The 24,947-nt window shown below is 73.4% G+C and carries 23 protein-coding genes and 1 pseudogene; 10 read left to right on the top strand and 14 right to left on the bottom strand.

Features of this window, described 5'->3' with window-relative positions; genetic code table 11:
• Positions 1-119: 119 nt before the first annotated feature.
• On the bottom strand, positions 120-512 hold the full coding sequence (locus ABZ806_RS11355; RefSeq protein WP_500216782.1) for an OsmC family protein: 393 nt from the start codon (positions 510-512) through the stop codon (positions 120-122).
• A 203-nt stretch (positions 513-715) separates the two neighbouring features.
• On the opposite strand from ABZ806_RS11355, the gene ABZ806_RS11350 reads away from it, so the two are divergent.
• Complete coding sequence (locus ABZ806_RS11350) at positions 716-1,543, top strand: alpha/beta fold hydrolase (protein ID WP_500216781.1); 828 nt, start codon at positions 716-718, stop codon at positions 1,541-1,543.
• Between the two features lie 27 nt (positions 1,544-1,570).
• Here the strand turns inward: ABZ806_RS11350 and ABZ806_RS11345 are convergent, their stop codons facing one another.
• On the bottom strand, positions 1,571-3,706 hold the full coding sequence (locus ABZ806_RS11345) for a DEAD/DEAH box helicase (protein ID WP_500216780.1): 2,136 nt from the start codon (positions 3,704-3,706) through the stop codon (positions 1,571-1,573).
• Positions 3,707-4,089: 383 nt separating this feature from the next.
• Here ABZ806_RS11345 and ABZ806_RS11340 point away from each other — a divergent pair.
• Positions 4,090-4,161: pseudogene (locus tag ABZ806_RS11340) on the top strand (hypothetical protein); the annotation flags it as partial.
• Between the two features lie 650 nt (positions 4,162-4,811).
• On the opposite strand, the gene ABZ806_RS11335 reads toward ABZ806_RS11340, so the two are convergent.
• Positions 4,812-5,459, bottom strand: a complete 648-nt coding sequence (locus ABZ806_RS11335) for a TetR/AcrR family transcriptional regulator (RefSeq protein ID WP_500216779.1) — start codon at positions 5,457-5,459, stop codon at positions 4,812-4,814.
• 103 nt (positions 5,460-5,562) lie between these two features.
• Here ABZ806_RS11335 and ABZ806_RS11330 point away from each other — a divergent pair, with 103 nt between their 5' ends.
• The 4 genes from ABZ806_RS11330 to ABZ806_RS11315 are packed head-to-tail and all read left to right on the top strand — an operon-like array spanning position 5,563 to position 10,012.
• Positions 5,563-6,708: an acyl-CoA dehydrogenase family protein gene (locus ABZ806_RS11330; protein ID WP_500216778.1), complete on the top strand. Its 1,146-nt coding sequence runs from the start codon at positions 5,563-5,565 to the stop codon at positions 6,706-6,708.
• Between the two features lie 41 nt (positions 6,709-6,749).
• Entirely contained in the window at positions 6,750-7,496 is a 747-nt protein-coding gene (locus tag ABZ806_RS11325; RefSeq protein WP_500216777.1) for an SDR family NAD(P)-dependent oxidoreductase, read from the top strand.
• A gap of 28 nt (positions 7,497-7,524) precedes the next feature.
• A complete protein-coding gene (locus ABZ806_RS11320; RefSeq protein ID WP_500216776.1) occupies positions 7,525-8,334 on the top strand; it encodes an enoyl-CoA hydratase/isomerase family protein in 810 nt (269 codons plus the stop codon).
• A 19-nt stretch (positions 8,335-8,353) separates the two neighbouring features.
• Entirely contained in the window at positions 8,354-10,012 is a 1,659-nt protein-coding gene (locus ABZ806_RS11315) for a class I adenylate-forming enzyme family protein (RefSeq protein WP_500216775.1), read from the top strand.
• Between the two features lie 52 nt (positions 10,013-10,064).
• On the opposite strand, the gene glnA is transcribed toward ABZ806_RS11315, so the two are convergent.
• Positions 10,065-11,489, bottom strand: a complete 1,425-nt coding sequence (gene glnA, locus ABZ806_RS11310; RefSeq protein WP_500216774.1) for a type I glutamate--ammonia ligase — start codon at positions 11,487-11,489, stop codon at positions 10,065-10,067.
• A 157-nt stretch (positions 11,490-11,646) separates the two neighbouring features.
• Here glnA and ABZ806_RS11305 point away from each other — a divergent pair, with 157 nt between their 5' ends.
• Positions 11,647-12,141: an RDD family protein gene (locus ABZ806_RS11305; RefSeq protein WP_500216773.1), complete on the top strand. Its 495-nt coding sequence runs from the start codon at positions 11,647-11,649 to the stop codon at positions 12,139-12,141.
• 126 nt (positions 12,142-12,267) lie between these two features.
• On the opposite strand, the gene ABZ806_RS11300 is transcribed toward ABZ806_RS11305, so the two are convergent.
• The gene (locus ABZ806_RS11300; protein WP_500216772.1) at positions 12,268-12,963 is read right to left on the bottom strand and encodes a DUF4191 domain-containing protein; all 696 of its coding nucleotides are present in this window, start codon (positions 12,961-12,963) and stop codon (positions 12,268-12,270) included.
• A 56-nt stretch (positions 12,964-13,019) separates the two neighbouring features.
• Entirely contained in the window at positions 13,020-13,946 is a 927-nt protein-coding gene (lipA, locus tag ABZ806_RS11295; protein WP_500216771.1) for a lipoyl synthase, read from the bottom strand.
• A gap of 231 nt (positions 13,947-14,177) precedes the next feature.
• On the opposite strand from lipA, the gene ABZ806_RS11290 reads away from it, so the two are divergent.
• Positions 14,178-14,666 carry a DUF1877 family protein gene (locus ABZ806_RS11290; RefSeq protein ID WP_500216770.1) on the top strand — a complete coding sequence of 163 codons (489 nt, stop codon included), beginning with the start codon at positions 14,178-14,180 and terminating at the stop codon, positions 14,664-14,666.
• A 16-nt stretch (positions 14,667-14,682) separates the two neighbouring features.
• Here ABZ806_RS11290 and lipB read toward each other — a convergent pair whose 3' ends face one another.
• The 8 genes from lipB to ABZ806_RS11250 all read right to left on the bottom strand — a co-directional run bounded on the left by lipB (position 14,683) and on the right by ABZ806_RS11250 (position 23,636).
• A complete protein-coding gene (lipB, locus tag ABZ806_RS11285) occupies positions 14,683-15,387 on the bottom strand; it encodes a lipoyl(octanoyl) transferase LipB (RefSeq protein ID WP_500216769.1) in 705 nt (234 codons plus the stop codon).
• Between the two features lie 38 nt (positions 15,388-15,425).
• The gene (locus ABZ806_RS11280; protein ID WP_500216768.1) at positions 15,426-16,163 is read right to left on the bottom strand and encodes a Type 1 glutamine amidotransferase-like domain-containing protein; all 738 of its coding nucleotides are present in this window, start codon (positions 16,161-16,163) and stop codon (positions 15,426-15,428) included.
• Between the two features lie 85 nt (positions 16,164-16,248).
• Positions 16,249-17,136 carry a TIGR01777 family oxidoreductase gene (locus ABZ806_RS11275; RefSeq protein WP_500216767.1) on the bottom strand — a complete coding sequence of 296 codons (888 nt, stop codon included), beginning with the start codon at positions 17,134-17,136 and terminating at the stop codon, positions 16,249-16,251.
• Between the two features lie 152 nt (positions 17,137-17,288).
• Positions 17,289-18,776 carry a 2-oxoglutarate dehydrogenase, E2 component, dihydrolipoamide succinyltransferase gene (sucB, locus tag ABZ806_RS11270; protein ID WP_500216766.1) on the bottom strand — a complete coding sequence of 496 codons (1,488 nt, stop codon included), beginning with the start codon at positions 18,774-18,776 and terminating at the stop codon, positions 17,289-17,291.
• Between the two features lie 35 nt (positions 18,777-18,811).
• The gene (gene lpdA / locus ABZ806_RS11265) at positions 18,812-20,206 is read right to left on the bottom strand and encodes a dihydrolipoyl dehydrogenase (RefSeq protein WP_500216765.1); all 1,395 of its coding nucleotides are present in this window, start codon (positions 20,204-20,206) and stop codon (positions 18,812-18,814) included.
• Positions 20,207-20,350: 144 nt separating this feature from the next.
• Entirely contained in the window at positions 20,351-21,883 is a 1,533-nt protein-coding gene (locus ABZ806_RS11260; RefSeq protein ID WP_500216764.1) for a leucyl aminopeptidase, read from the bottom strand.
• A 38-nt stretch (positions 21,884-21,921) separates the two neighbouring features.
• The gene (locus ABZ806_RS11255) at positions 21,922-22,695 is read right to left on the bottom strand and encodes an adenosylcobinamide-GDP ribazoletransferase (protein ID WP_500216763.1); all 774 of its coding nucleotides are present in this window, start codon (positions 22,693-22,695) and stop codon (positions 21,922-21,924) included.
• Positions 22,692-23,636, bottom strand: a complete 945-nt coding sequence (locus ABZ806_RS11250; protein WP_500216762.1) for a bifunctional adenosylcobinamide kinase/adenosylcobinamide-phosphate guanylyltransferase — start codon at positions 23,634-23,636, stop codon at positions 22,692-22,694. Before ABZ806_RS11250 ends, ABZ806_RS11255 begins: the two co-directional genes overlap by 4 nt.
• A 231-nt stretch (positions 23,637-23,867) precedes the next feature.
• Here ABZ806_RS11250 and ABZ806_RS11245 point away from each other — a divergent pair, with 231 nt between their 5' ends.
• Together ABZ806_RS11245 and ABZ806_RS11240 are read left to right on the top strand one after the other, a co-directional pair.
• Complete coding sequence (locus ABZ806_RS11245) at positions 23,868-24,656, top strand: DsbA family protein (RefSeq protein ID WP_500216787.1); 789 nt, start codon at positions 23,868-23,870, stop codon at positions 24,654-24,656.
• A 42-nt stretch (positions 24,657-24,698) separates the two neighbouring features.
• Positions 24,699-24,896 (top strand): hypothetical protein, encoded by a 198-nt coding sequence (locus ABZ806_RS11240; protein WP_500216761.1) that lies wholly within the window; start codon positions 24,699-24,701, stop codon positions 24,894-24,896.
• Positions 24,897-24,947: the final 51 nt, after the last annotated feature.

The following is a 24,947-nucleotide window of genomic DNA, read 5'->3' as shown; positions in this document are numbered from 1 at the left end:
TCGGCGCCACCCTCTACACGAAGCCCCCGGGGGAGGTCCCGCCCATCCCGGGGTGCGCGCCCGCGCACTTCATGGTGGCGCGCGCCAAGGACAACGATCAACGAGGGGTGGAGCTGCGGTCAGACGACCTGCTCGACCTTCTTCGGCTCGCGGAGGGCCTCGCCGACCGTGCAGTACCGCGCGTGGACGCGTGCGGCGACGGCCTTCAGGACGTCCTCGGCCTCGTCGTCGCCCTCGGGGAGTTCGACGTCGTAGGTGAGCGTGATCGTGCCCAGCGTGCTCGTCGCGACCTTGTCGGCCTGGACGGTCGCGGCGAGCCGCGCCATCCGGTGCCCGCGCTGCGCGGTCAGCGGCTCGACGGTCACCAGCTCGCAGCCGCCGAGCGCCGCCAGCAGCAGCTCGACGGGACTGAACACTCCGTCGGTGTCGCCGTCGCCGATGGCGACCTTCGCGCCCCGCGCGTTGACGGCCTGGAACCCGTCCTCGGTGCGCTCGACCCTGACCTCGGCCATGCCATCCCCTTTGATCGTCCGGTGATCGTCCGGTGTTCGCCACCTGAACACGGCGTCCCGGGGCGTTCTTCCCCGGCCTCCCGCGACCGATTCACCGGCGCCCCGCCGATGGGTTTCACCGGCGGCCACGGGGTACCCGGCGCGTGAAGGCGGCGGCGGGTGCGCGCCGCCGGAGAACCGGCATCATCGATTCAGGGGGACCGATGGGTCACATCAAGACTCGCGACGGCACGGAGCTCTACTACAAGGACTGGGGGCAGGGGCAGCCGGTCGTCTTCAGCCACGGATGGCCGCTGAACGCCGACGCGTGGGACGACCAGATGATGGCGGTCGCCGGCGCCGGCTACCGCGCCATCGCGCACGACCGCCGCGGGCACGGCCGCTCGTCCCAGCCCTGGCGGGGCTACGACTTCGACACCTTCGCCGACGACCTCAGCGACCTGATCGACGCGCTCGGCGTGTGGGACGTCGTCCTGGTCGCGCACTCGATGGGCGCCGGGGAGGTGGCCCGCTACATCGGCCGGCACGGCACGAGCCGGGTGTCGAAGGCGGTGCTGCTGTCGGGGATCCCGCCGTTGATGATGCAGAGCGACGCCAACCCCGCGGGGGTGCCCGCGCAGGCGTTCGAGGACATCAAGAAGGGCATCCTGAACGAGCGGTCGCAGTTCTGGAAGGACGTCTCCGAAACGTTCTTCAGCACCAACAGGCCCGGCACCGGCGCCACCCAGGGCAACCGGGACGCGTTCTGGTTCATGGCGATGCAGGAGAGCGTCAAGGCGGGCGTCGACTGCGTGACCGCGTTCGCCGAGACCGACTTCACTGAGGACCTGCGCCGGTTCGACGTCCCGACGCTCATCGTGCACGGCGACGACGACCAGATCGTCCCGATCGACGCGACCGGCCGCAAGTCCGCCGAGATCGTCCCCGACGCCACGCTGAAGGTGTACGAGGGCGGCTCGCACGGCCTGGCGATGGTGCCGGGCTACAAGGAGCGCTTCAACCAGGACCTGCTGGAGTTCCTCGCGGGCTGACGGGCCGGTGACGGCTCGGGGCGGGGCTCAGGTCCCGAGCCGTTCCCGCTCCTCCTCGACGATCCGCCGGGCGAGGGCCTGCTCGGAGACGTCCACCGCGTCCGGCGTCTGCTCGGCCAGGTCGCTGCGGCGCGCGTACTGGTCGAAGAGCATGCTCTTGACCTGGAGGATCTCCAGCATCCGCTCGTCGACGCTGCCGGGCGTCAGCAGCCGGTGCACCTGCACGGTGCGCACCTGCCCCATCCGGTGGGCGCGGGCGATCGCCTGCGTCTCCATGGTCGGCTTCACCTGCGGCTCGCAGAGGATCACCACGGACGCCGCCTGCAGGTTCAGGCCGACCCCGCCCGCCTGGATCTGCGCCAGCAGGACGGCGTGCCCGGGGTCGGCGGTGAACGCGTCCACGATCTCCTGCCGCCGGGCCGGCGGCGTGCCGCCCGCGATCGGGCCGCGCGCCTCGGGGCCGAGCGCGTCCTGGACGGTTGCGAGGACGTCCCGGAAGTAGGAGAACACCACGACCTTCAGGTCGTTCTCGGCCGCCTCGTCCACCACCTCCCTCAGCCGGTCGAGTTTCGCCGACTTCTTCGGGACGGCGTACGCGGCCCGGCGCATCGCCATGAAGTTGCCGTCCGCGACGGCCCGCCGGTAGGCCGCCGCGTCGGCCCGGCTGAACTCCTCCAGCTCGTCCACGTGCACGACCTCGGGCAGCTCGACGAGCACGTCCCGCTGGTTGCGGCGCAGGTAGACGGGGGCGACCGCCGCCCGGAACGCCCGCGCACCGAGCGCCGCGTCGCTCGGCCGGACACGCTCGGCCACCTCCGGGCGCAGGTGCGCCACGAGGCTGCGGAACTCCTCGACCCGGTTCTCCATCGGCGTCCCGGTCAGGAACAGGACGTTCTCCGTCCGCCGGCACCACCGCGCGACGGCCTGCGCGCGCCGCGTCTCGTGGTTCTTGGCGTAGTGGGCCTCGTCCACGACGAACATCCCGACCCCGACGTCCGGGGGGACGTTCAGGGAGTGCAGCGTCGAGAGGGTCGTGACGGCGATGCCGCCGTCCCCGGCCCACTTCCGCAGCGCCGCCGCGCGCCCCGGGCCGTGCAGCGGATGCGCGGCCATCGTGCTCCGCGTCTCGATCTCCCGCACCCAGTTGATCAGCACGCTCGCCGGGCACGCCACCAGGAAGTGCGTCGCCCCCTCGGCCCGCAGATGGGCGATCGCGGCGATCGCCTGGATCGTCTTGCCCAGCCCCATCTCGTCGCCCAGGATCACCCGCCGCTGGACGAGCGCGAACCGCGCCCCGAACGACTGGTACCCGCGCAGCGACACCCGCCGGAACGCGTCGTCCAGCGGCTGCGCCTTGACCCGCGCGGCGAGGTCGCCCGGCAGGAACCCTTCGGCGGCGTCCCACTCGGGCCCGGCCGCCGCGAGCTCCGCCAGCAGCGTCTGGTAGTCGGACGCCCGCAGCTCGAAGTCGATCCACGCCTCGTCCGGGGAGGCGTGCGGCCGGAGCAGGTCCACGGACGCCTGCGACATCAGCAGCCGGACGTCCCGCGCCTGCTCCGCCCGGACCGCCTCCGCCAGCTCGCCGACCGCCTGCCGGGCCCGCTCCCGCGTCACCGGCCGCGCGAAGACCCGCCGCCACCACGACCCGGCCGGCCGCGCGTCGTGCACCAGCGGCGCGAACCGCTCCTCGACGTCCTCGGCGGCGGCCCGCGCCTTCGGCAGGTCCGGTCCCGCGTTCACCAGGCGGTGCAGCGCGACGACGACGGGCGTCATCGCCTCGTCCCGCCGGTCGACGTCGATCCGGACCATCGCCGACCGCTCCGCCGCCTCCGCCAGGCTGCCCGCCGCCGCGTGCAGCTGCCGCGCCGTCTGCGGGCCGATCCCCGGTAGCAGCTGGAGCCGGTAGGGAGTCGCCGCCAGGACGTCCGCGACGCTGGCGAACCCCGCGTCCTCCAGCGGCCCGAGCCGCAACCGCCCGTCCGTGACGTCCTTCAGCCGCTCCAGCGGGATCGACCCGAGCTGCTCCCGCGCCGCCTCGGCCCGCGGCGGCGCCAGCGCCGCGTGCACGTCCGCGAGCGCGCCCCGGTGATCGGCGATCAGCTCGCGAGCGGCGCCGAGCAGCGCGTACCCGTCCCGCAGGACGCCCTTGGCCTCGTCCGTCATCCCGCTCCCAACCACGCACTCAGCCACATGATGCCAGCGCCCTGAGACGATCCCCCTCGCCCGCGCTACCCGGCCCCCTCGCCGGCGCGCCCCGCGGCCCCGTCCTCGACCGGCAGGACGGCGCGCCCGAGCGGACGGCGCCCACCCCCTCCGGAAAGCCCCCCGCAACGACCGGCGACAATCCCCGCATCCCGCCCTCCGAGCCCCATAATGCAGCGCCCCCACCCCCATTCGCTGGGAATCCGACACCATCCACGCCTAGCCTGAAAAGCGACGCGACTCTCAGGAAGAGGTGCAGGGCCTTGAACGAGCGGAGCATCGATCCTGCGGACCCGGACCTTACGGTGGGGCAGCGCATCCGTTGCTACCGGGAGCGGCGCGGGATGTCGCGCGAAGTCCTCGGCGGCCTCATCGGCAGGAACGCGCGGTGGGTCAAGGCCGTGGAGCGCGGTGAGATCGGGCAGCCCAAGCTCCCGACGCTGCTCAACCTCGCCGAGGCCCTCAGACTGCGGGACGTCGGCAGGCTGACCGGTGGAGAGCCGCTGCCGATGCGCATGTTCCGCGGCCCCGGCCACCCGGCGCTCAACGACGTCCGCGACGCGATCAATGCGGTGGCGGTGTCGATGACGGGCCCGCCGAGCCCCTTGGAGCACCTGCAGGCCCGCCTGGACGCGTGGGACGTCTGGGGTCGGGGGGCTGGTGAGGGTGGGGTGACGGACGACCGCGAGCGGGCGATCCGGCATGTCCACGAGGCGCTGCGCGGCCTGGAGACCAGCGCGTCCGGAAAAGTGCGGCACGTCGCCCTCGCGCCGGACGGCACCGCCGCCTACATCGACCTCCGCACGGTCGGCGAAGCGTGGCGCGACGCGATCACCGGCACCGTTCGTCATCTGGCGCGCGGAGTGAACGCCACCGACCACCTCGACCGCCTCCGCGAAACCCTGGAAGCGGTCGTACTGTTCGGCGACGTTGGTGGGGACCTGTTCCGCGGCGACGACCTTGATGCCCATGCGCATGTCTCGCGGTCGCGGCTTCCCGTGCTTGCCCGTTCACGGCGACGCTGCCTGTGGTGTAGACCGCGTCCTTCAAAAAGGCCGGGTCGCTTCTACGCGTTCGGGGCGGGGGGCTGCCCTACGAGCATGAGGAGGGTTTCGGTCAGTTCGGTGATGGCGGTGGCGCGGGCCGGCTCGGGGAGGCGGGTGCACCAGGAGGGGGCCTGGCTCATGGCGGCGTGCATGCACTGGAGCGTGGTGCCGATGCCGGTCACCGTGAACTCGCCGGAGCGGACGCCCTCCTCGATGACCGTGCGGAAGACCTCGTTGTGGCGGCGGCGCATGTCCTTGATGCGGGCGGCGGTGTCGGCGGGCCAGTCGCGGGGGACGAGGAAGAGGCGCAGCGCGGCCGGGTACTCGCGGACGGCGATGCTGATGTGCTCGTGCAGGAGCGCGCGCAGGCGGTCGGCCGGGCTTCCGGTCCGGGCGGCGGGGAGGTGCTCCAGGCGGTCGGTCCAGTCGTTGCCGAGCGACTCGATCGCGGCGGTGCCGAGTTCGTCCTTGCTGCGGAAGTAGTAGTAGAGCGAGCCCTTGGTGACGTCCAGCCGTTCGGCGACGTCCTCCAGGCTGACCGCGTCGTAACCGCGCTCGCCGAAGAGTTCGGCGGCGGTCGTGAGGATCTCCTTGGTGCGGCGGCCGCGCCGCCGCTGCACCCGGCCCGAGCCGGGGCCGTCCGCGAGCGTCTGCCTGCCGCTGGTCAACGCCGCCCTCCTCCTGAGGATTGACCCGAGGGTAGCAGTTTGACTCCTGGGCCGAGTATTGACCCTGGAGTCAAAGTTTGCCACCTTGATCAATGGAGGGCTCATGGACTTCGCGTTCGATGCCGAGGAAGAGGCGTACCGGCTGGAGGTGCGGCGGTTCGCCGCCCGTGCGCTGGCGCCGCACTACCAGGCCGACGACCGGGCCGGGCGGCTGCGGGACGGGCTGGTCGCCCAGCTGGCGGAGATGGGCCTGACCGGGCTGCGCGTGCCGGTGCGGCACGGCGGGCAGGGCGCCGGCGCGGTCGTCGCGGGCATGGCGGCCGAGGAGGTCGGGCGCGCCGACGTGAACGCCACCTATGTGATCGTGCTGACCGCACTGATCAGCGACATCCTGGTGCGGAACGGGACCGAGGAGCAGTGCGCAACCTGGCTGCCGCCGATCGCCGGGGGCCGGGTCCTGCCGGCCCTGTGCGTGACCGAGCCGGAGCACGGGACCGACGCGGGGAACCTGGAGATGAGCGCGCGTCCCGACGGGGACGGGTGGCGGCTGCACGGCGAGAAGACCTCGATCACCCTCGGCACGGACGCGGACACGGCCGTCGTCCTGGCGCGCACCGGCGGGGCCGGGCCGCGCGGCGTGAGCGCCTTCTACGTCGGCCTCGACGACCGGTACGTCTCCCGGGCGCGGTTCGACGATCTCGGCGGCCGGTCGATCGGCCGGGCGTCGCTGCACTTCGACGGGCTCCCCGTCGACGCCGGGCGGATGATCGGACGCCCCGGAGACGGCTTCGTGTCCGTCATGCAGGGCTTCGACTACTCGCGCGCGATCATCGGGCTCGCCTGCCTCGGCGCCGCCGCCGCGTCGCTGGACGAGGCCGTGGCGTGGGCGCGCGAGCGGGAGGCGTTCGGCCGGCCGATCGGGCGGTTCCAGGGCGTGTCGTTCCCGCTGGCCGAGCAGTCCGCCTACCTGCGCGGGGCGCGGCACGTCTGCTACGAGGCGCTGTGGCGCAAGGACGCCGGGCTCGACCACGGCGCCGAGGCCGCCATGGCGAAGTTCTGGGCGCCGAAGCTCGCCGCCGAGATCGTCCACCAGTGCCTGCTGACGTTCGGGCATTCCGCGTACTCCACCGGCAACCCGATCGGGCAGCGGCTGCGGGACGTGATCGGGCTGGAGATCGGCGACGGCACCGCGCAGGCGTCCAAGCTCGTGATCGCGCGGCACCTGCTCGGCCGCGCCTACGCCCCGTGACATCCGGAGTGCGGCGCACTCCCCGACCGTGAGGACCAGCGATGGGAAGACTGCAGGGCAGGACCGCGATCGTGACCGGCGCCGGCCGGGGCATCGGGCGGGCGATCGCGGAGAAGCTCGCCGCCGAGGGCGCGCTGCTCGTGGCCACCGACATCGACGAGGCCGCCGCCAAGCAGACCGCCGCCGACCTCGGCGGGGACGCGATCGGGATCCGCACCGACGTCACGTCCCGGGAATCGGTGGTCGCGACGGTCGGCAAGACCCTCGCGCGGTTCGGCCGGATCGACGTGCTCGTCAACAACGCGGGATGGGACGTGGCAGGCCCCTTCGTCGACTCCGACCCGGCCGACTGGGACCGCATCATGGCGGTCAACCTCTACGGCGTCCTGCACGCCTGCCACGCGGTGCTGCCGGTCATGGCGGCGCAGAAGTCCGGCGCGGTGGTGAACATCGGCTCGGACGCGGGACGGGTCGGCTCGTCCGGGGAGGCCGTCTACTCTGCGGCCAAGGGCGGGGTGATCGCGTTCACCAAGACGCTCGCCCGCGAGCAGGCCCGGTACCGGGTGCGGGCCAACTGCGTGTGCCCCGGCCCCACCGACACCGCGCTGTTCGCCTCGATGGGCGGGGACGACCCCAGGCTGCGCGAGGCGCTCGTCCGGGCGATACCGTTCCGCCGGCTGGCCGAACCCGCCGACATCGCCGCGGTGGTGGCGTTCCTGGCGTCCGACGAGGCCGGCTTCGTGACCGGGCAGACCGTCAGCGTCAGCGGCGGCCTGACCATGAGCTGACGCCCACCGAGAACCGAAGAGGGAAGAGATGGACTACACCGGATACGAGCAGCTGCGGTTCGAGCGGCGCCCCAACGGCGTCCTGCTGATCACGATGGACCGGCCCGACAAGTACAACGCCGCGGACGAGGGCATGCATGGCGAGCTGGCGCGCGTCTGGAAGGACGTGGCCGCCGACCCCGGCACCAGGGTCGCGGTGGTCACCGGGGCGGGGAGGGCGTTCTCCGCCGGGGGAGACCTCGCCATGGTCGAACGGATGACCGGCGACCACGACCGCGTGTCGCACATGCTGGCGGAGATGGGCGACCTCGTCTACAACATCATCAACTGCGAGAAGCCGGTGGTGTCGGCGATCAACGGGGTCGCGGTCGGCGCCGGGACGGTGGTGGCGCTGCTCGCCGACATCTCCATCTGCGCGCTCGACGCCAAGATCGGCGACGGGCACGTCAAGCTCGGCGTCGCCGCCGGGGACCACGCGGCGATCATCTGGCCGCTGCTCGCCGGCATGGCCAAGGCCCGCTACCACCTGCTGACCGGCGAGATGATCGACGGCGCCGAGGCCGAGCGGATCGGGCTGGTCAGCAAGGCCGTCCCGCGCGAGGAGGTGCTGCCGGAGGCGCTGCGCGTCGCCGAGACCCTCGCGACCGGCTCCCAGCCGGCGATCCGCTGGACCAAGCGCGCCCTCAACGGCTGGCTGCGGATGGCCGGTCCGATCTTCGAGCAGTCCGCCGCCTACGAGATGCTCGGCTTCCTCGGACCCGACGTCGTCGAGGGGGCCGCCGCGCTCCGCGAGAAGCGCGCGCCCCGTTTCCCGTCCGCCCCGCCGACGACCACCTGACGCCCCGAGGAGGGCAGCGATGACGGGTTACGATCCGACCGCGTACCAGCGGTACTTCGAGCACGAGTTCACCTACCTCGCCGGATTCCGCCGCAACACCCACCGCTACGCGCGCCGCACCGCCCTGTACGACCCCGCCACCGGCACCGGCCTCACCTACGCCGAGCTGGGCGCCCTGGTGGACCGGCTGGCCACCGGCCTCGCGGACGCCAGCGTCGGACCGGGCGACACCGTCGTCTACCAGCTCTGCAACGGGCCGGAGTTCGCGCAGCTCTACCTGGCCGCCCAGGCGTGCGGCGCGATCGGCTCGCCGGTGAACTTCCGGCTCGCTCCGGGCGAGACCGCCTTCGTGCTGGACGACAGCAGGCCGGCGGTGTTCGTGTACGACACCGCGTTCACCGACCAGGCGAGCGCGGCACTGGAGCGGGCCGGGCATCGTCCCTCGCTGATCGCGGCCGTCGGGGACGGGACGCCGCTGCCCGGCGCGGTCCCCTTCGCCGGCCTCTATGCCGCGGAACCGCGTCCTCTCCCGGGCACCGGGTCGACCTGGGCGGAGACCACCCGGCTCTACACCTCCGGCACGACCGGCATGCCGAAGGGCGTCCCGGTGAACAGCATCGCCGAGGTGCTGACCGCGCACGACGTCATCATGCACTTCCCGCTCACGCCCGAGGACCGCACGCTGAACATGACGCCCTGGTTCCACCGCGGCGGCCTGTACTCCGGCGGCCCGAACCCGGCCTTCTACGCCGGCGCGCAGGTGGTGCCGCTGCGCGTGTTCGACCCGGACCGCTGCCTCGACCTCGTCGAGACGCTCGGGCTGACCTACCTGATCGGCGCCCCGACCAACCTGGCGATGCTGGCGCGCGCGCAGACCGAACGCGCCCGGGACCTGTCCACCCTGCGGGGCATCGTCACCATGGGAGCCCCGCTGGAACGCGAGGCGTGCCTGCACTACCAGAAGACCCTGACCCCGCGGATCTTCAACGGGTACGGCACCACCGAGGCGTTCTGGAACACCTTCCTGCGCCCCGCCGACCTGCCCGAGCACGCGGGCAGCGCCGGCCGCGCCTGCACCGACGACGACGTCGCCGTGGTCAGGGTCTACGACGACCGGCTCGCCGAGCCGGACGACCACGTCGCCCGCGACGGCGCCGAGGTCGGCGAGGTGATCGTCCGGTCGCCCAAGTGCGGGCAGGCGTACGCGGGCGCCGCGGACCGGCAGGCCCGCAGGTTCCACCGCGGCTGGCTCTACATCGGCGACCTGGCCACCTGGGACGCCGACGAGTACGTCACGATCGTCGGGCGCAAGGACGACATGATCATCTCCGGTGGGGAGAACGTCCATCCCGTCCAGGTCGAGGAGGCGCTCAACGGGCACCCGGCCGTCGCCGACAGCCTCGTGGTGGGCGTCCCGGACGAGAAGTGGGGCCGGCGGGTCGTCGCCTACGTCGTGCGGGCGGACACGCCGGACGGCGCCGCGCTGACCGCCGCCGACTGCGACCGGCACTGCCGCGAGCACCCGATGCTCGCGCCGTACAAGCGTCCGCGCGCGTACCGGTTCGTGGACGCGCTGCCGCTCACCGCCACCGGCAAGAAGATCCACTACCGGGCCCGCGAGCAGGCCGCCGCCGACATGGCGAACGGCCTGTTCGACACACCCGCGCCCACACCCTGAAAGAAGCACGCCGGCCCCGTGGGAAGCGGGGCCGGCGCGCTCCTGCGGCCGATCAGATGTCGTAATACAGCTCGAACTCGTGCGGGTGGGGGCGGAGGCGGATCGGGTCGATCTCGAACTCGTTCTTCATCGTGATCCAGGTCTCGATGAGGTCCGGGGTGAAGACGCCGCCTTCGAGGAGGTAGTCGTGGTCGGCCTCCAGGGCCGCGAGGACCTCCGGCAGGGAGCCGGGGACCTGCGGGATCGCGCGGGCCTCCTCGGGCGGGAGCTCGTAGAGGTCCTTGTCGACCGGCTCGGCCGGCTCGATCTTGTTGCGGATGCCGTCCAGGCCCGCCATCAGCATGGCGGAGAACGCCAGGTACGGGTTGCAGGACGGGTCCGGGACGCGGAACTCGACGCGCTTGGCCTTCGGGTTCGAGCCGGTGATCGGGATGCGGATGCAGGCCGAGCGGTTCCGCTGGGAGTACACCAGGTTGACCGGCGCCTCGTAGCCGGGGACGAGGCGGTGGTAGCTGTTCACGGTCGGGTTGGTGAACGCCAGCAGGGACGGGGCGTGCCGCAGCAGGCCGCCGATGTAGTAGCGGGCGTTGTCGGACAGGCCCGCGTAGCCGACCTCGTCGTAGAAGAGCGGCGCGCCGTCCTTCCAGAGGGACTGGTGGCAGTGCATCCCGGAGCCGTTGTCGCCGAAGATCGGCTTCGGCATGAACGTGACGGTCTTGCCGGCGGCGCGCGCGACGTTCTTGACGATGTACTTGTAGAGCTGGAGCTGGTCGGCCGTCTTCAGCAGCGTGTCGAAGCGGAAGTCGATCTCGGCCTGGCCGGCGGTGCCGACCTCGTGGTGCTGCATCTCGACGTGGATGCCGACGTTCAGCAGCTGCGACACCATCTCCGAGCGCAGGTCGGTGTAGTGGTCCATCGGCGGGACGGGGAAGTAGCCGCCCTTGTAGGGGGGCTTGGCGCCGAGGTTGCCGCCGGGCTCCTCGCGGCCGGTGTTCCAGGCGCCCTCGACCGAGTCGAGGTAGTAGTAGCCGGCGTTCTGCCTCGTCTCGAAGCGGACGTCGTCGAAGATGTAGAACTCGGCCTCGGGGCCGAAGTAGCAGGTGTCGGCGATGCCGGTGCCGCGCAGGTAGTCCTGCGCCTTCTTCGCCACGTTGCGCGGGTCGCGGCTGTAGGGCTCGCCGGTCAGCGGGTCGTGGACGAAGAAGTTCAGGTTCAGGGTCTTGTGCTGCCGGAACGGGTCGACGACGGCGGTGGTCGGGTCCGGGAGCAGGAGCATGTCCGACTCGTGGATCTCCTGGAAGCCGCGGACGGACGAGCCGTCGAACATCAGCCCCTCGGTGAAGACGCTCTCGCCGAAGCTCTCCACCGGGAAGGTGAAGTGCTGCATCTTGCCGGGCAGGTCCACGAACCGGCAGTCGACGAACCGCACGTCCTCGTTCCTGATATAGCTCAGGACCTCTTCGGCGCTGCTGAACATCCGGCCTCCTCAAGGCGCATCTCGGCTATGCCGGAAAGCTACGGCGGCGCCGTTTCCCGGCCGTGTCCCATATGTTTCCGCTGTGTTACGCATCACTCCCGGCCGGTGCGGCGCAGGCGCGGCGGAACCCCGCGGGAGACGGGATAGCGTAGGAGGCATGAGCAGTGGTAAAGGGCGGCAGCAGGCCGCCGGGCGGCCGCGGTGGACGCAGACGTGGCTGAGCGGGGCCGGGGCGGCGGGCGCCGAACTCGGCCGGCCCGGCGAGCGGCTCGGGCTGCCCGACAGCGGCAGCGGCGCCGTCGCCTCCTACGGCCGGCGGCTCGTCGCGCTGTTCCTCGACTGGGCCCTGTCGATGCTGGTCGCGAGCCTGCTGGCGCGCGGGCTCGGCTGGGAGGCCGACGAGCGCAGCCTGGCGACGCTGGGCATCTTCGGGCTGCAGGCGTGGCTGCTGACCGCGCTGCTCGGCGTGACGATCGGCAAGCGGCTGTGCGGCATCCGCGTCATGCGGCTGGACGGGCGGTCCTTCGTCGGGCTCGGCTGGGGCCTGGCCAGGGCGGCGCTGCTCCTGCTCGTCCTGCCCGCGCTGTTCTGGGACCGCGACTACCGCGGCATGCACGACCGGGCCGCCAACACGGTCGTCGTCAACATCTAGGCGTCGGCCTCCGCGCGCCGGCCCCGCGCCGGTGTTCGGGCGCCGGCATTCGGGCCGGAACGAGAAAAGCGCCCTCGCGGGGGCGCTTTGCTCATTTCTCAGCCGGCTTCCGCAAGCGGTTCGTGCTCAGCGCATCTTCGGCTTCGGGCCCTTCGGCATCTTCGCGCCCCTCGGGATCGGCCCCTTCGGCATCTGCATCGACCGGGGGAGCGCCTGGAGCCGGTCGTTCAACTCCGCCACCTGCCCCTTGGTGAGGTTGCGGGGCAGCTTCATCAGGTGCCGCTGCAGCTTGTCCACCGGGATCTGGCCCTCGTCCTCGCCGACCTGCACGTCGTAGATCGGGACCTGCTGGGCGGCGCGGGAGATGCGCTTCTTCTCGGCGCCGAGCAGCGGGCCGACGCGGTTGCGGGGGCCCTCCGACACCAGGATCACGCCCGGACGCCCCACCGCCCGGTGCACCATGTCGAGGTTGCGGTTGCCGCTGACGGCCTCGGTGACCGTCCAGTTGCCGCGCATGTTCTTCAGGATCGCGGCGGCCGCGCCCGGCTGCCCGGCGATCACCTTGTACTGCGCGCGCTGCGCCAGCTGGCCGAAGACGATCAGGCCGACCGCGAGCCCCGCCAGGACCCCCAGCGGGACGAAGAACCACAGCTGGCCGGCGAGCAGCCCGATGACGATGACGACCACCAGGGTGCCGATCGCCGAGGCGAACACGATCGGCAGCGCCTTCGGGTCGGCCTGCCGGAGCACCTGGGCGACCATGCGGATCTGCTTGAGACGGCCCGGACGCTCCTGGGCACCGTCCGTGGGCTTTTTCGACATGAATCCAAGGATAGTCCGGTCGGCCGCCTGACCCGACAGCCCCCGCCGGGCCGCCGCTACGCGCGCGCCTCGATCGCCTGCTTGTAGAGGCGCCCGGCGCGGTAGCTGGACCGGACGAGCGGCCCGGACATGACGCCCGCGAAGCCGATCTCCTCCGCCTCCGCCGACAGCTCGACGAACTCCTCCGGCTTGACCCACCGCTCCACCGGGTGGTGGCGCGGGCTCGGCCGCAGGTACTGGGTGATCGTGATGAGCTCGCAGCCGGCCTCGTGCAGGTCGCGCAGCGCCTGCGAGACCTCCTCGCGGGTCTCGCCCATGCCGAGGATCAGGTTCGACTTGGTGACGAGCCCGTCCTCGCGCGCCTTGGTGAGGACCTCCAGGGACCGCTCGTAGCGGAACCCGGGCCGGATCCGCTTGAAGATCCGCGGGACGGTCTCCACGTTGTGCGCCAGCACCTCCGGCCGGGTCGAGAAGACCTCGGCGATCTGCTCGGGCACGTTGTTGAAGTCGGGGATGAGCAGTTCGACGCCGCAGCCGGGGACCGCCGCGTGGATCTGCCGGACGGTCTCCGCGTACAGCCACGCGCCGCCGTCGTCCAGGTCGTCGCGGGCGACGCCGGTCACGGTCGCGTACTTCAGGCCCATCGTGGCGACGGACTCGGCGACGCGGCGCGGCTCGTCCCGGTCGAGGGCCTTCGGCCTGCCGGTGTCGATCTGGCAGAAGTCGCAGCGCCGGGTGCACTGGTCGCCGCCGATGAGGAACGTGGCCTCGCGGTCCTCCCAGCACTCGTAGATGTTGGGACAGCCGGCCTCCTGGCACACCGTGTGCAGGCCCTCGGATTTCACCAGGCCGCTGAGCTCGCGGTACTGCGGGCCCATCTTCAGCCGCGTCTTGATCCAGTCGGGCTTGCGCTCGATGGGGGTCTGGCTGTTGCGCGCCTCGACGCGCAGGAGCTTGCGTCCCTCAGGTGTCACCGTCGTCACGCGTCCCAGACTACGTCGCGATCTCCGGTGCGGCACACCGCCCGGGGCGCCGTCCGGCGGCCCCGGCGAGCAGGGCCTCAATGCCGTATCGGAGCGATCTCGAACGTATGACAGTACCCCGATCGCACAACCGATTCGCGTGTTTCGGCCATGGTCGACAGTGGATCTCTCTAGGGTGACTCCCTGTCGTCACGCAACAGCGTTAGCAGGAGGACCGCAGTGGGTCTGGCAATGTCGTACCTTCGGGTGCCGCCGGTGCTGGAGGGTGAGCCGGATCCCGGCCGCGTCGCCCGCCACATCTTCGGTGCCGCCGACTGGCGCCGCCGCGGCGCGCCGGGACTGTTCGAGCTGGGCTGGGCGTGGCAGGCGATGCACTACCTCGTCACCGGCGACCCGTGGGAGGGGCGGCAGGCCGAGGCCGACGTCGTGTGCGGCGGCCGGCTGCTCACCGAGGACGGCGCCGACGAACTCGGCATGGACGTGATCTTCCTCGCGCCGGACCGGGTCAAGCCCGCCGCCGACCACCTGGCCGCGACGCCGTTCGCCGCGGTCGCCGGACGCTACGACCCGGCGGCGATGGTCCGGGCCGGGGTGCAGGACGCGGGCCGGCTCGACGGCGGCGCCCGCGACGGGCTCTTCAAGCCCGCCTACCAGGGCCTCGCGGCGTTCTTCGCGGCGGCCGCCGCCGAGGGCCAGGCCGTCTACAAGGTCATGGCCTGACCGGCGCCCGGCCGGTTCACAGGCCCAGTTGCGCCGTGGTGCGGTGGAACGTCTCCGCCGCGCCGAGCACCGCCGCGAGGTGCCGCTCGACCAGCGGGACGACCTCGGCGACGGTGACGTCGCGGCCGAGTTCGCGGCTGAGGCTGGTCGACCCGACGTCCCGGATCCCGCAGGCGACGATCTTGTCGAACCAGCCCATGTCGTTGTCGCAGTTGAGCATGAAGCCGTGCATCGCCACGCCGCGCGCCACCCGGATCCCGATGGAGCCGATCTTGCGGTCCGGGGCGCCCGGCACCCACAGCCCGCTGCGGCCCTCCACCGTGGCGGTGCGCAGGCCCAGCTCGGCGCAGACGTCCATCATCATCCGCTCCAGCAGCCGCACGTAGCCGACGACGTCGACGGGGTCGGGCAGCCGGACGATCGGGTAGCCGGTGAGCTGCCCCGGGCCGTGCCAGGTGATCTTGCCGCCCCGGTCCACGTCGATGACCGGGGCGCCCGGGTCGCCGAACGGCCGGTCGAGCGCCTCGGTCCGCTTGCCCGCCGTGTAGACGGGCCGGTGCTCCAGCAGCAGGGCCGTGTCGGGGATCGCGTCGTCCACCCGCAGCGCGTGCGTGCGCTTCTGCAGATCCCATCCGGCCTCGTAGGGGACGGCCGCCTCGCCGAACCCCGCGTGCACCACCACCAGCTCGCGTACGCCAACCTCTACGTCCACATCGCTCACTCGGCCAGCTTATGCCGCGTACCGGCGGGTAGGCGCCGTCAGAGCGCGGCGAGCAGCCGCGGCTCCAGCCGGGTCTCCTTCGCCGTGCCCGGCCCGTCCGGCTCGACCCGGTAGGCGCCCGCGTCCTGCCGGTAGGAGACGGCCTGGACGAACTCGGTGCCCACGTAGTGCAGCGCGACCGACTCGTCGGCCGCGTACCCGCCCGGCAGCGTCCCCTCGCCGACGAGCTGCTGCAGCAGCGGGCGCCGCTGCGGGTCGCTGTCGTAGTGCACGCCGCACGAGTACGGCAGCAGGCCGAGGCCGTCGGTCAGCGGGGTGAGCTGCGGCCCGAACGAGTCGGTGTTGCCGCCGACGTGCCAGCACAGCGCGCCCGCGCTCTGCCCGGACAGCACGACGCCCTCCTGCCACGCCTCCCGCATGATCTCGTCGAGGCCGTGCAGCCGCCACAGGGCGAGGAGGTTGGCGACGCTCCCGCCCGACACGTAGACGAGGTCCTGGGTGAGCAGGTGCGCCCGGACGTCGGTGACGTTCGGCATCGGGAACAGCGCCAGATGGCTGACCTCGGCGTCCATCGCGGAGAACCCGGTGTAGAAGCGCGCGATGTGCGCGTCGCCGTCGCCGATCGCGGTCGTCAGGAAGCACACGCGCGGCCGGTCCTGGCCGGTCAGGTCGAACGCGTAGCGCAGCAGCGGGCTGGGCGCGAGCCCCTGCCTGCCGTCCGGCACGAAGGTGCCCCCGCCGATCGCGAGGATGTGCGGCTGTCCGTCGGTGCTCATTCATCCTCCTGGTGAGCCGTGCTTTCCCAGTGTCACCGTAGGGCCGCCGGATGGGGGCGGCCGCGACTTTGACGAATCTTGGGACTCACAGGACGGCGGCGATGGCCTCCTCGACGTGCTCGTGCGCGAACCGGAAGCCCGCGTCCGCCAGCCGCCGCGGCAGCACGCGCTGGCTGACCAGCGGCCCCTCGTCGGCGAACCCGCGCAGCGCCGCCCGCAGCGCGAACCGCGGCACGGCCAGCCGGGCCGGCCGGTGCAGGGCGCGGCCGAGCGCCCGCGTGTAGGCCTCGTTCGTCACCGGGTTCGGCGCGGTCAGGTTGACCGGCCCGTCGATCTCGTGGTCGATGAGGTGGCGCAGCGCCGCGACCTGGTCGGCGAGGGAGATCCAGCTCGTCCACTGCCGGCCGTCGCCCAGCGGGCCGCCGAGCCCGAGCCGGAACAGCGGCAGCGTGCGCCCCAGCATCCCGCCCTCGCGGGTCAGCACGACGCCGGTCCGCGGGTGGACGACCCGGATGCCCGCCTCCCGCGCCGGGCCTGCCGCGGCCTCCCAGTCGCGGACGAGCGCCGCGAGGAAGCCCCGCCCCATCGGCGCCTCCTCGTCCACCTCCCGCCCGCCGGTGTCGCCGTAGTAGCCGATCGCGGACCCGCAGACGAGGACGCGGGGGCGCGGGTGCGCCGTCGCGATCGCCTCGGCGAGGGTGCGGGTGCCGACCACCCGGCTGTCCCTGATCCGGCGCTTGTACGCCTTCGTCCACGGCCGGTCGCCGACTCCGGCGCCCGCCAGGTGGACGACGGCGTCCGCGCCCTCCAGGGAGTCCTTGTCGACGCATCCGTCCGCCGGGGACCAGCGCGCCTCGTCGTCGCGCGCCGGCTCCCGCCGGACCAGCCGGACGACGTCGTGGCCGTCCTCCCGCAGTGACTGCACCAGCGCCGAGCCGATGAGACCCGACGAGCCCGTGACGGTGACCCTCATGCCCCCCACCCTAGGCGGACGGCGCCAGTGAACGCTGAGATTCTCAGCCCGGTTCCGCGTTTCCCCGGACGCGCGGAACCCCGCCGGCCGTACGGCGCGGCGGGGTTCCCCGATGGAGCGACCCGGACCAGCGGCCCGGGATCAGGCCCGGATCAGAGGCCGAGGTCGGCCTCGAAGTTGCCCTCCTCCAGGCGGTGCTTGATCGTGGCGAGGAAGCGGGCGGCGTCCGCGCCGTCGATCAGCCGGTGGTCGTAGGTCAGCGCCAGGTAGACCATCGACCGGACCGCGATGACCTCGCCCAGCTCCGGGTCGTCGATGACGGCCGGGCGCTTCACCACGGCGCCGGTGCCGAGCATGCCGACCTGCGGCTGGTTGAGGATCGGGGTGTCGAACAGCGCGCCGCGGCTGCCGGTGTTGGTCAGCGTGAACGTGCCGCCCGCCAGCTCGTCCGGGTTGACGTTGCCGGCGCGGGTGCGGTCGGCGAGGTCGGCGATCCGCTGCGCGATGCCGCCGAGGTTCAGCTGGCCCGCGTTGTGCACGACCGGGACCATCAGGCCGCGCTCGGGCACGTCCACCGCGATGCCGAGGTTCTCGACGTCGTGGTAGGTGACCTCGCTGGTCTCGCTGTTGATGACCGCGTTCAGCTTCGGGTGCGCCTTGAGCGCCTCGACCGCCGCCTGCGCGAAGAACGGCAGGAACGTCAGCTTCACGCCCTCGCGGGACTGGAAGTCGGCCTTCGCCTGCTCCCGCAGCCGCGCGATCTTGGTGATGTCCACCTCGACCACGGTGGTGAGCTGCGCGGCCACCTGCAGCGACTCCACCATGCGGCGGGCGATCGTCTGCCGCATCCGCGACATCTTCTCGGTCCGGCCGCGCAGCGCCAGCTGCTCGGCGGGCGCGCCGGCGGGCGCCGGGGCGGCGTGCCGGCCGGCCGGGGCCGGGGCCTGCGGCGCGGCCGGCGCCGGAGCGGCGGCCTGCCGCTCGGCGGCCTGCTGCGCCGCGCGGGCGGCCTCCAGGACGTCCTGCTTGCGGATGCGGCCGCCGACGCCGGTGCCCTGCACCGTGCCGAGGTCGACGCCGTGCTCGGCGGCGAGCTTGCGCACCAGCGGCGTCACGTACGGGCCCTCGCCCGCCGGTGCCTCCGGCCGGGCCTGGGCCTGCTCCGCCGGGGCGGGCGCGGGCGCCTGCGGGGCGGGCTGCCGCGGCGCCTGCTGCGCGGCGGGCGCCGGCGCCGGGGGAGCGGCGGGCTGCTGCTGCGCGGGCGGCGGCCACGCCGCGGGCGGCGGGGCCTGCTGCTGGGGCGGCTGCTGCGCGGTCTCCTGCGCCGGGGCGGGCGCCTGCGGCGCGGGCGGGGCCTGCTGCTCGGCGGCCGCCGGGGCTCCGCCGCCGGCGGGCGCGTCGCCCTCGTCGCCGATGACGGCCAGCTCGGCGCCGACCTCGACGGTCTCGTCCTCGGCGACGGTGATGCTGGTCAGGATGCCCGACGCGGGCGAGGGGATCTCGGTGTCCACCTTGTCGGTGGACACCTCGAGGAGCGGCTCGTCGGTCTCGACGCGCTCGCCCTCCTTCTTGAGCCAGCGGGTGACAGTGCCCTCGGTGACACTCTCGCCGAGCTGGGGCATGGTGACGGAGACCGGCATGTCTCAGCGACTCCTTCGTATTACTTGTGCGGCGTTCAGCCGTGCACGTGCAGTGGTTTGCCGGCGAGGGCGAGGTGGGCCTCGCCGACCGCCTCGGACTGGGTCGGGTGGGGATGGATCAGCTGGGCGACCTCGCCCGGCAGGGCCTCCCAGTTGTAGATGAGCTGGCCCTCCGCGATGAGCTCGCCGACGCGGGCGCCGACCATGTGCAGGCCGAGGACGGGACCGTCCACGGACGCGATGACCTTGACCTCGCCCTGCGTCCCCAGGATCTTGCTCTTGGGGTTGGCGGCCAGGTCGTAGGTGAACTCCTTGATCTGGTGCCCGCGCTCGCGGGCCGTCGCGGACGTGATGCCGACCGAGGCCACCTCGGGGTCGGAGTAGGTGATGCGGGGCACGCCGTCGTAGTCGATCGGCGGCGGGGTGAGCCCGCTCAGCCGCTCGGCGACGAGGATGCCCTCGGCGAAGCCGACGTGCGCGAGCTGCGGCGTCGGGATCAGGTCGCCGACCGCGGAGATCGTGGGGACGTTCGTCCGGCAGTACTCGTCCACCGTGACGAACCCGCGCTCGGTCTCCACGCCGGCCTCGGCCAGCCCGATGCCGTCGGAGATCGGGCCGCGCCCCACCGCGACGAGCAGCAGCTCGGCGTCGAGGGTCTTGCCGTCCTCGAGGGTGACCGAGACGCCGCCCTGCGTGGTCTTGGCGCTCTGGAAGCGGGTGCCGAGCTCGAACTTGATGCCGCGCTTGCGGAACGCGCGCTCCAGCCGCTTGGAGCTGGACTCCTCCTCCAGCGGCAGCAGGTGCGGCAGCGCCTCCACGATCGTGACCTCGGCGCCGAACGAGCGCCACACGCTGGCGAACTCGACGCCGATGACGCCGCCGCCGAGGACGACCACCGACGCCGGGACGTGCTCCAGCCGCAGCGCGTGGTCGCTGGAGATGACGCGCTCGCCGTCGATCTCCAGGCCGGGCAGGCTCTTCGGCTGCGACCCGGTGCCGAGCACGATGTGCCCGGCCTCGATCACGGTGGTCTCCCCGCCGGGCGCGGTGACCTCGACCGTGGTCGGCCCGGTCAGCTTCCCGGTGCCGTGCACGACCTCGATGCCCCGGGACTTGATCAGCCCGGTGAGGCCCTTGACGGTGGTGGTGACGACCTTGTCCTTGTAGGCGTTGACGCCGGCGACGTCGATGCCCTCGAAGGTGGCCTTGACGCCGAACTGCGCCGCGTCGCGCGCGTGGTCCGCCACCTCGGCCGCGTGCAGCAGCGCCTTGGTGGGGATGCAGCCCCGGTTGAGGCATGTCCCGCCGAGGGACTCGTCCCGCTCGATGAGCGCGACCGACCTGCCGAGCTCGGCGGCGCGCAACGCGCACGCGTAGCCGCCGCTGCCGGCACCCAGGACGACGATGTCGAAGGGGCCGTTGTTGGCCACTGGACGCTCCCTTTCCCCTGTTGCGGCGCCGCGTGGATCGCGGCGCCCCGAGCCCTCAGGGCGGGGCGGGACGCACCGTCGCGGGGCCCCCGCCGCCATGAGAAACCTATTGTGTTCCCCGCCGGGTGACAGCGGTGGGGTTCGCTACAGAATTCCCGCGGCGACGTCCTCGGCGATCTGGACCAGCGTGCGGGCCGCGGATCCGGTGCCGCCCTTCGGGGTGTAGCCGTACGGCTCGCCCTTGTTGAAGGACGGGCCCGCGATGTCCAGGTGGGCCCACTTGACGCCGTCCGGCACGAACTCCTTCAGGAAGGTCCCGGCGACCAGCATGCCCCCCCACCGCTCGCCGCTGATGTTGGCGATGTCGGCGACCGACGAGTCGAGGCCCTTGCGCAGCTCCGCCGGCAGGGGCATGCCCCACGACGGTTCCCCCGCGCGCTCGGCCGCCGCCACCACCTTCTCACGGACGTCGTCGTCGTTGGCCATGACGCCGGTGGTCCGGGTGCCGAGCGCGACGAGCTGCGCGCCGGTCAGCGTGGCGACGTCCACGATCAGGTCGGGGGAGTCCTCGCCGGCGCGGACGAGCGCGTCGGCCATGACGAGGCGGCCCTCGGCGTCGGTGTTGAGCACCTCGACGGTCTTGCCGCCGTAGATGCGCAGCACATCCGACGGGCGCTGCGCGGTGCCGCTCGGCATGTTCTCGGCGATGGCGAGGTAGCCGACGACGTTGACCTTCGGGCCGAGCTCGGCGATGGCGGCGAGCGCGCCGAGCACCGCGGCGGCGCCGCCCATGTCGGACTTCATCCAGTCCATCGCGTCGGTGGGCTTGAGGGACAGGCCGCCGGAGTCGAACGTGATGCCCTTGCCGACCAGGGCGAGCGTCCGGGACGCCTCGGCGTGGGTGTAGGCGAGCCGGACGAGGCGCGGCGGGTTCACCGAGCCCTGCCCGACGCCGGCGATGCCGCCGTAGCCGCCCTCCACGAGCGCCTTCTCGTCCAGCACCTCGATGCCGAGGCCGGCCTCGGCGGCGACCCGCCCCGCCTCGGCGGCGAGGTCCTCGGGCGCCAGATGGGACGGCGGGGTGTTGACCAGGTCGCGGACGAGCTTCACCGACGCGGCGAGGGTGCGGGCGCGGTCGACGGCGGCCTGCTCGGACGCCGGGGCGACGAGCCGGATCTCCTCGACCGGGCCCTTGCGGCCGCCGCCGGTGCGGTAGGCGTCGAACGAGTAGGCGCCGAGCAGCGCGCCCAGCGCGACGGCCTCCACCTCCTCGGCCGACCCGGCGGGCAGCGCCACGGCGGCCCGGGCGGTGCCGGCGAGCGCGCGGACGGCGGCGCCCGCGGCGCGGCGCAGGTCCTCGGCGGAGGGGTCCGCGCCGAGCCCGGCGGCGACGATGACCTTGGCGGTGACGGCGCCGAGCGAGGGCAGCCTGGTGATCTCGCCGGCCTTGCCGGTGGCGCCGAGCGCGGCCAGCGCGTCCGCGAGCCGGCCGTCCATCGCGCGGTCGAGGTCGCCCGCGCCGCCCGCGGGCGCGGCGCCCTCCCCGTCCGGGGAGACGCCGATCACGATGGCGTCGGCGTCGATGCTGGCCAGGGCTGCGCTGTCAAGGCTGATGCTCGTCACACAGCCCGATGTTAGTCGCCCCGGTGACCGGATTCGTCCTTTTGGATCAAGCATTGCCCATGCCGGAACACCTCCCGGTACGGGCGCGGCCGTCAGGGGCGGGCGGCCAGGACGACCAGCGCTGCCGTGGCGGCGACCTCGACGAGAGCGCCGAGGACGTCGCCGGTGACGCCGCCCAGCCGCCGGACGGCGTGCCGGAGCACCAGCAGGGCGGCGGCCAGCGCGACGGCCACCGCCGCCGCGCCGTGCACCGCGCCGCCGGGGCCGCCGGCGGCCGCTCCGGCGCCCGCGGCCGCGGCCAGCACGACCGCCGTGACGAGCAGGGCGGCGCGGGTGCCGACCGTCCCCGCGACCAGGGCGCCGAGCCCGCCGGGGCGCGCCGGCGGGACGCCCGCGCGGCAGGCCCAGGGGAGCGCCAGCCGCCCGGCGGCGGACGCGACGAGCACCGCGGCGGCGGGATGCGGGACCGAGGCCAGCGCGGCGACCTGGGCCAGCAGCGCCAGCAGCAGCGTGACGACGCCGAACGGGCCGATGTCGGACCGCTTCATGACGGCCAGCGCCTCGGCGGCGGGGCGCCCGCTGCCGAGGCCGTCCGCGAGGTCGGCGAGGCCGTCCAGGTGCAGCGCGCGGGTCGCCGCGGCCGTGGCGGCGACCGCGAGCACCGCCGCGAGGAGGGCGGACAGGCCGAGCAGGTCGCCCGCGAGCAGCACCAGCGCGGCGGCGCCGCCGGTGATCAGGCCGGCGGCCGGGGCGAGCAGCATCGCGGCGCCCGCGGTGCCCCGGTCGACCCGCGCCGTCCCCGCCGGGACGACGGTCAGCAGCGTGACCGCCAGCCGCAGTCCCTCGACCGCCCGGCGGCCCGTCATCGCAGCTCCGTGACGCGCCCCGCCACGACCAGCGCGGCCTCCTCCGACTCGGCGGCGAGCCGCTGGTTGACCAGGCCGAGCATGTCGCGGAACGCCCGACCGGACGCGGTCGGCGGCACCAGCGACAGCCCGACCTCGTCGCTGACCGCGACCGCCCGCGCCGCCGTGCCGCGCCACGCATCGACGAGCCCGCCGATGCGGGGCAGGGCCCGGGACGGGTCGTCCCAGGCGCCGGCCTCGTCCATCGCGGCGGCCAGCCACGTGCCGATGCCGTCCACCAGGACCGCGCCCGTCTCCGCTTCCAGCACGCCCGCCACGTCGGTCGTCTCGACCGTGCGCCACCACGCCGGGCGGCGGCGCCGGTGCGCGGCGACGCGCTCGGCCCATTCGGCGTCGTCGTCGCGGACCGGGCCGGTCGCGACGTAGAGGACGTCCGGGCAGGCGGCCAGCCGCAGCTCCGCCTCGGCCGACTTCCCGGACCGGCTCCCGCCGAGGAGCAGGGTGCGGAACGGGCCGTGGCGCGGCCGCTCCCAGAAGGCCATGCGGCGCTCCAGCTCCGCCTCCGACGGCACCCGGTGGTCCACGTGCACGGCGAACACCTGTGTCGCGGACGTCACGGCCCCGGCATGGCGCAGATACCCCAGGTGCTCCGGTGAGCCCGCGAGGTCGAGCAGGACGGCCGCGTACTCCGCACCCGGCGGCGGCTCGGGCCTCGCGTCCGGTCCCGCGGCCACCAGGACGAGGCCGCCGTCCGGGCCGCGCACCTCGTGGCCGCCGGGCACGTCCGTCCGCGGCAGGTCCTCCAGCGGCACGCCGTCGACGAGGGCCGCGATCGGTGCGCGGCGGACGCCGGCGGCGCGCAGCCGGCCGCAGGACGCGCACCGGCACCCGGGCGCGGGCCAGCCGTGCGCTGCGGCGATGCCGCGAAGCTCAATGTCCATACCGGTCGGAACTCTACGGTTACGCTCCTCTGGAACGACCACGCCGCCCCCTCGACAGGAGGAGACCAGGTGGGCAATCCCCCCAACGCGCCATGGCCTCACCAGCCGGGTCAGCCTCACCAGCCAGGTCAGCCCCACCAGCCGGGACAGCCCCACCAGCCGGGACGGCCGGGCCAGGGCGGGCCGCCCTACGGCCCGCCTCCGCTCCCGCCGGGAGGGCCCGTGCCGGGTATGCCCGGCGGGTTCGCCCCGCAGCCCGGACCACTGCCGCCCGGACCGCCGCCGGGACGCAGGGGCGGCGGCGGCCTCGCACTCGTGCTGGCGGGCTGCGGCCTCGTCCTCCTGCTGGTCGTCGCCGGGGTGGTCGTCCTCGCCGTGCAGGGTGGCGGCGACGGTGGGGGCGGCGGAGACGGCGGTGGGGACGTGCAGCTGCGGGTCGGCAAGATCGCCGGCGGCGCGGAGGCGGCGCCGCAGGCGGACGGCAGCCTCGTCATGTCCCGGCCCGGCGTCACCGCGCCCGTCGTCGACATCTACGAGGACTTCGCCTGCCCGCCCTGCGGGGCGTTCGACCAGAAGCACGACCCGATGCTGAAGCAGCTGGTGGTCGACGGGCGCGCCAAGGTGGTGTTCCACCCGATGCTGATCTTCGGTGCGAGCCGGCAGCCGGCGCACGACAACTCGCTCCGGGCCGCGGCGGCGCTGCGCTGCGTCGGCGACGGCGCGCAGTGGCTGTCCTACCAGGACGCGCTCTACGAGCACCAGCCCGAGAACGAGAACGCCACGGGCTACACCACCGACGAACTGCTCTCCCTGGCCGAACCGCTCGGGCTGACCGGCGACGACTTCACGTCGTGCGTGGAGAGCCGGCGGTACGCCGGGAGCGTGAAGACGGTCAGCCAGGGCTACATAGCGTCCGGGATCTCGGGCACGCCGAGTGTGCGGGTCAACGGGCGCACGCTGGACGCGTCCGACATCGCGAGCCCCGAGGCGCTGCGCCGCGCCGTCGAGGCCGCCTCCTGACCCGGAGCCGCTAGTCTCACCGCGACGAGGGAGGTCGACGCGATGACGTGGAGCTGGCGTTTGGAGCGGGCCGACGGCGGGACGGTCGGCATGTCGGAGGAGACCTTCTCCACCCAGGCGGACGCGGAGAGCTGGCTGGGGGAGAACTGGCGGGGGCTGCGCGCCGACGACGTCGGCAAGGTGGTCCTGCTGGACGGTGAGACGCTCGTCTACGAGATGAGCCTGCACGACCCGGAGTGAGGCCGGGGCGGCGGCGAGACCGGTGAGGGCCGCGGGCCGAACGGCTCCGCG

The organism is Spirillospora sp. NPDC047418 (genome assembly GCF_040643275.1).
In the GTDB taxonomy this organism is placed as follows: Bacteria; Actinomycetota; Actinomycetes; order Streptosporangiales; family Streptosporangiaceae; genus Spirillospora.
This window is presented reverse-complemented; position numbering and strand designations above follow the sequence as displayed.

Bases quoted from the DNA above. Each gene is read 5' to 3' on its own strand.
- ABZ806_RS11305 (WP_500216773.1), top strand. From the start codon at position 11,647: ATGAGCAGTGGTAAAGGGCGGCAGCAGGCCGCCGGGCGGCCGCGGTGG.
- sucB (WP_500216766.1), bottom strand. From the start codon at position 18,776: ATGCCGGTCTCCGTCACCATGCCCCAGCTCGGCGAGAGTGTCACCGAG.
- ABZ806_RS11245 (WP_500216787.1), top strand. From the start codon at position 23,868: ATGCCCGGCGGGTTCGCCCCGCAGCCCGGACCACTGCCGCCCGGACCG.
- ABZ806_RS11345 (WP_500216780.1), bottom strand. From the start codon at position 3,706: ATGACGGACGAGGCCAAGGGCGTCCTGCGGGACGGGTACGCGCTGCTC.
- ABZ806_RS11260 (WP_500216764.1), bottom strand. From the start codon at position 21,883: ATGCTTGATCCAAAAGGACGAATCCGGTCACCGGGGCGACTAACATCG.
- ABZ806_RS11355 (WP_500216782.1), bottom strand. From the start codon at position 512: ATGGCCGAGGTCAGGGTCGAGCGCACCGAGGACGGGTTCCAGGCCGTC.
- ABZ806_RS11320 (WP_500216776.1), top strand. From the start codon at position 7,525: ATGGACTACACCGGATACGAGCAGCTGCGGTTCGAGCGGCGCCCCAAC.
- ABZ806_RS11315 (WP_500216775.1), top strand. From the start codon at position 8,354: ATGACGGGTTACGATCCGACCGCGTACCAGCGGTACTTCGAGCACGAG.
- ABZ806_RS11250 (WP_500216762.1), bottom strand. From the start codon at position 23,636: ATGGACATTGAGCTTCGCGGCATCGCCGCAGCGCACGGCTGGCCCGCG.
- ABZ806_RS11255 (WP_500216763.1), bottom strand. From the start codon at position 22,695: ATGACGGGCCGCCGGGCGGTCGAGGGACTGCGGCTGGCGGTCACGCTG.
- ABZ806_RS11275 (WP_500216767.1), bottom strand. From the start codon at position 17,136: ATGAGGGTCACCGTCACGGGCTCGTCGGGTCTCATCGGCTCGGCGCTG.
- ABZ806_RS11350 (WP_500216781.1), top strand. From the start codon at position 716: ATGGGTCACATCAAGACTCGCGACGGCACGGAGCTCTACTACAAGGAC.
- ABZ806_RS11325 (WP_500216777.1), top strand. From the start codon at position 6,750: ATGGGAAGACTGCAGGGCAGGACCGCGATCGTGACCGGCGCCGGCCGG.
- glnA (WP_500216774.1), bottom strand. From the start codon at position 11,489: ATGTTCAGCAGCGCCGAAGAGGTCCTGAGCTATATCAGGAACGAGGAC.
- ABZ806_RS11330 (WP_500216778.1), top strand. From the start codon at position 5,563: ATGGACTTCGCGTTCGATGCCGAGGAAGAGGCGTACCGGCTGGAGGTG.
- ABZ806_RS11240 (WP_500216761.1), top strand. From the start codon at position 24,699: ATGACGTGGAGCTGGCGTTTGGAGCGGGCCGACGGCGGGACGGTCGGC.
- ABZ806_RS11290 (WP_500216770.1), top strand. From the start codon at position 14,178: ATGTCGTACCTTCGGGTGCCGCCGGTGCTGGAGGGTGAGCCGGATCCC.
- ABZ806_RS11300 (WP_500216772.1), bottom strand. From the start codon at position 12,963: ATGTCGAAAAAGCCCACGGACGGTGCCCAGGAGCGTCCGGGCCGTCTC.
- ABZ806_RS11280 (WP_500216768.1), bottom strand. From the start codon at position 16,163: ATGAGCACCGACGGACAGCCGCACATCCTCGCGATCGGCGGGGGCACC.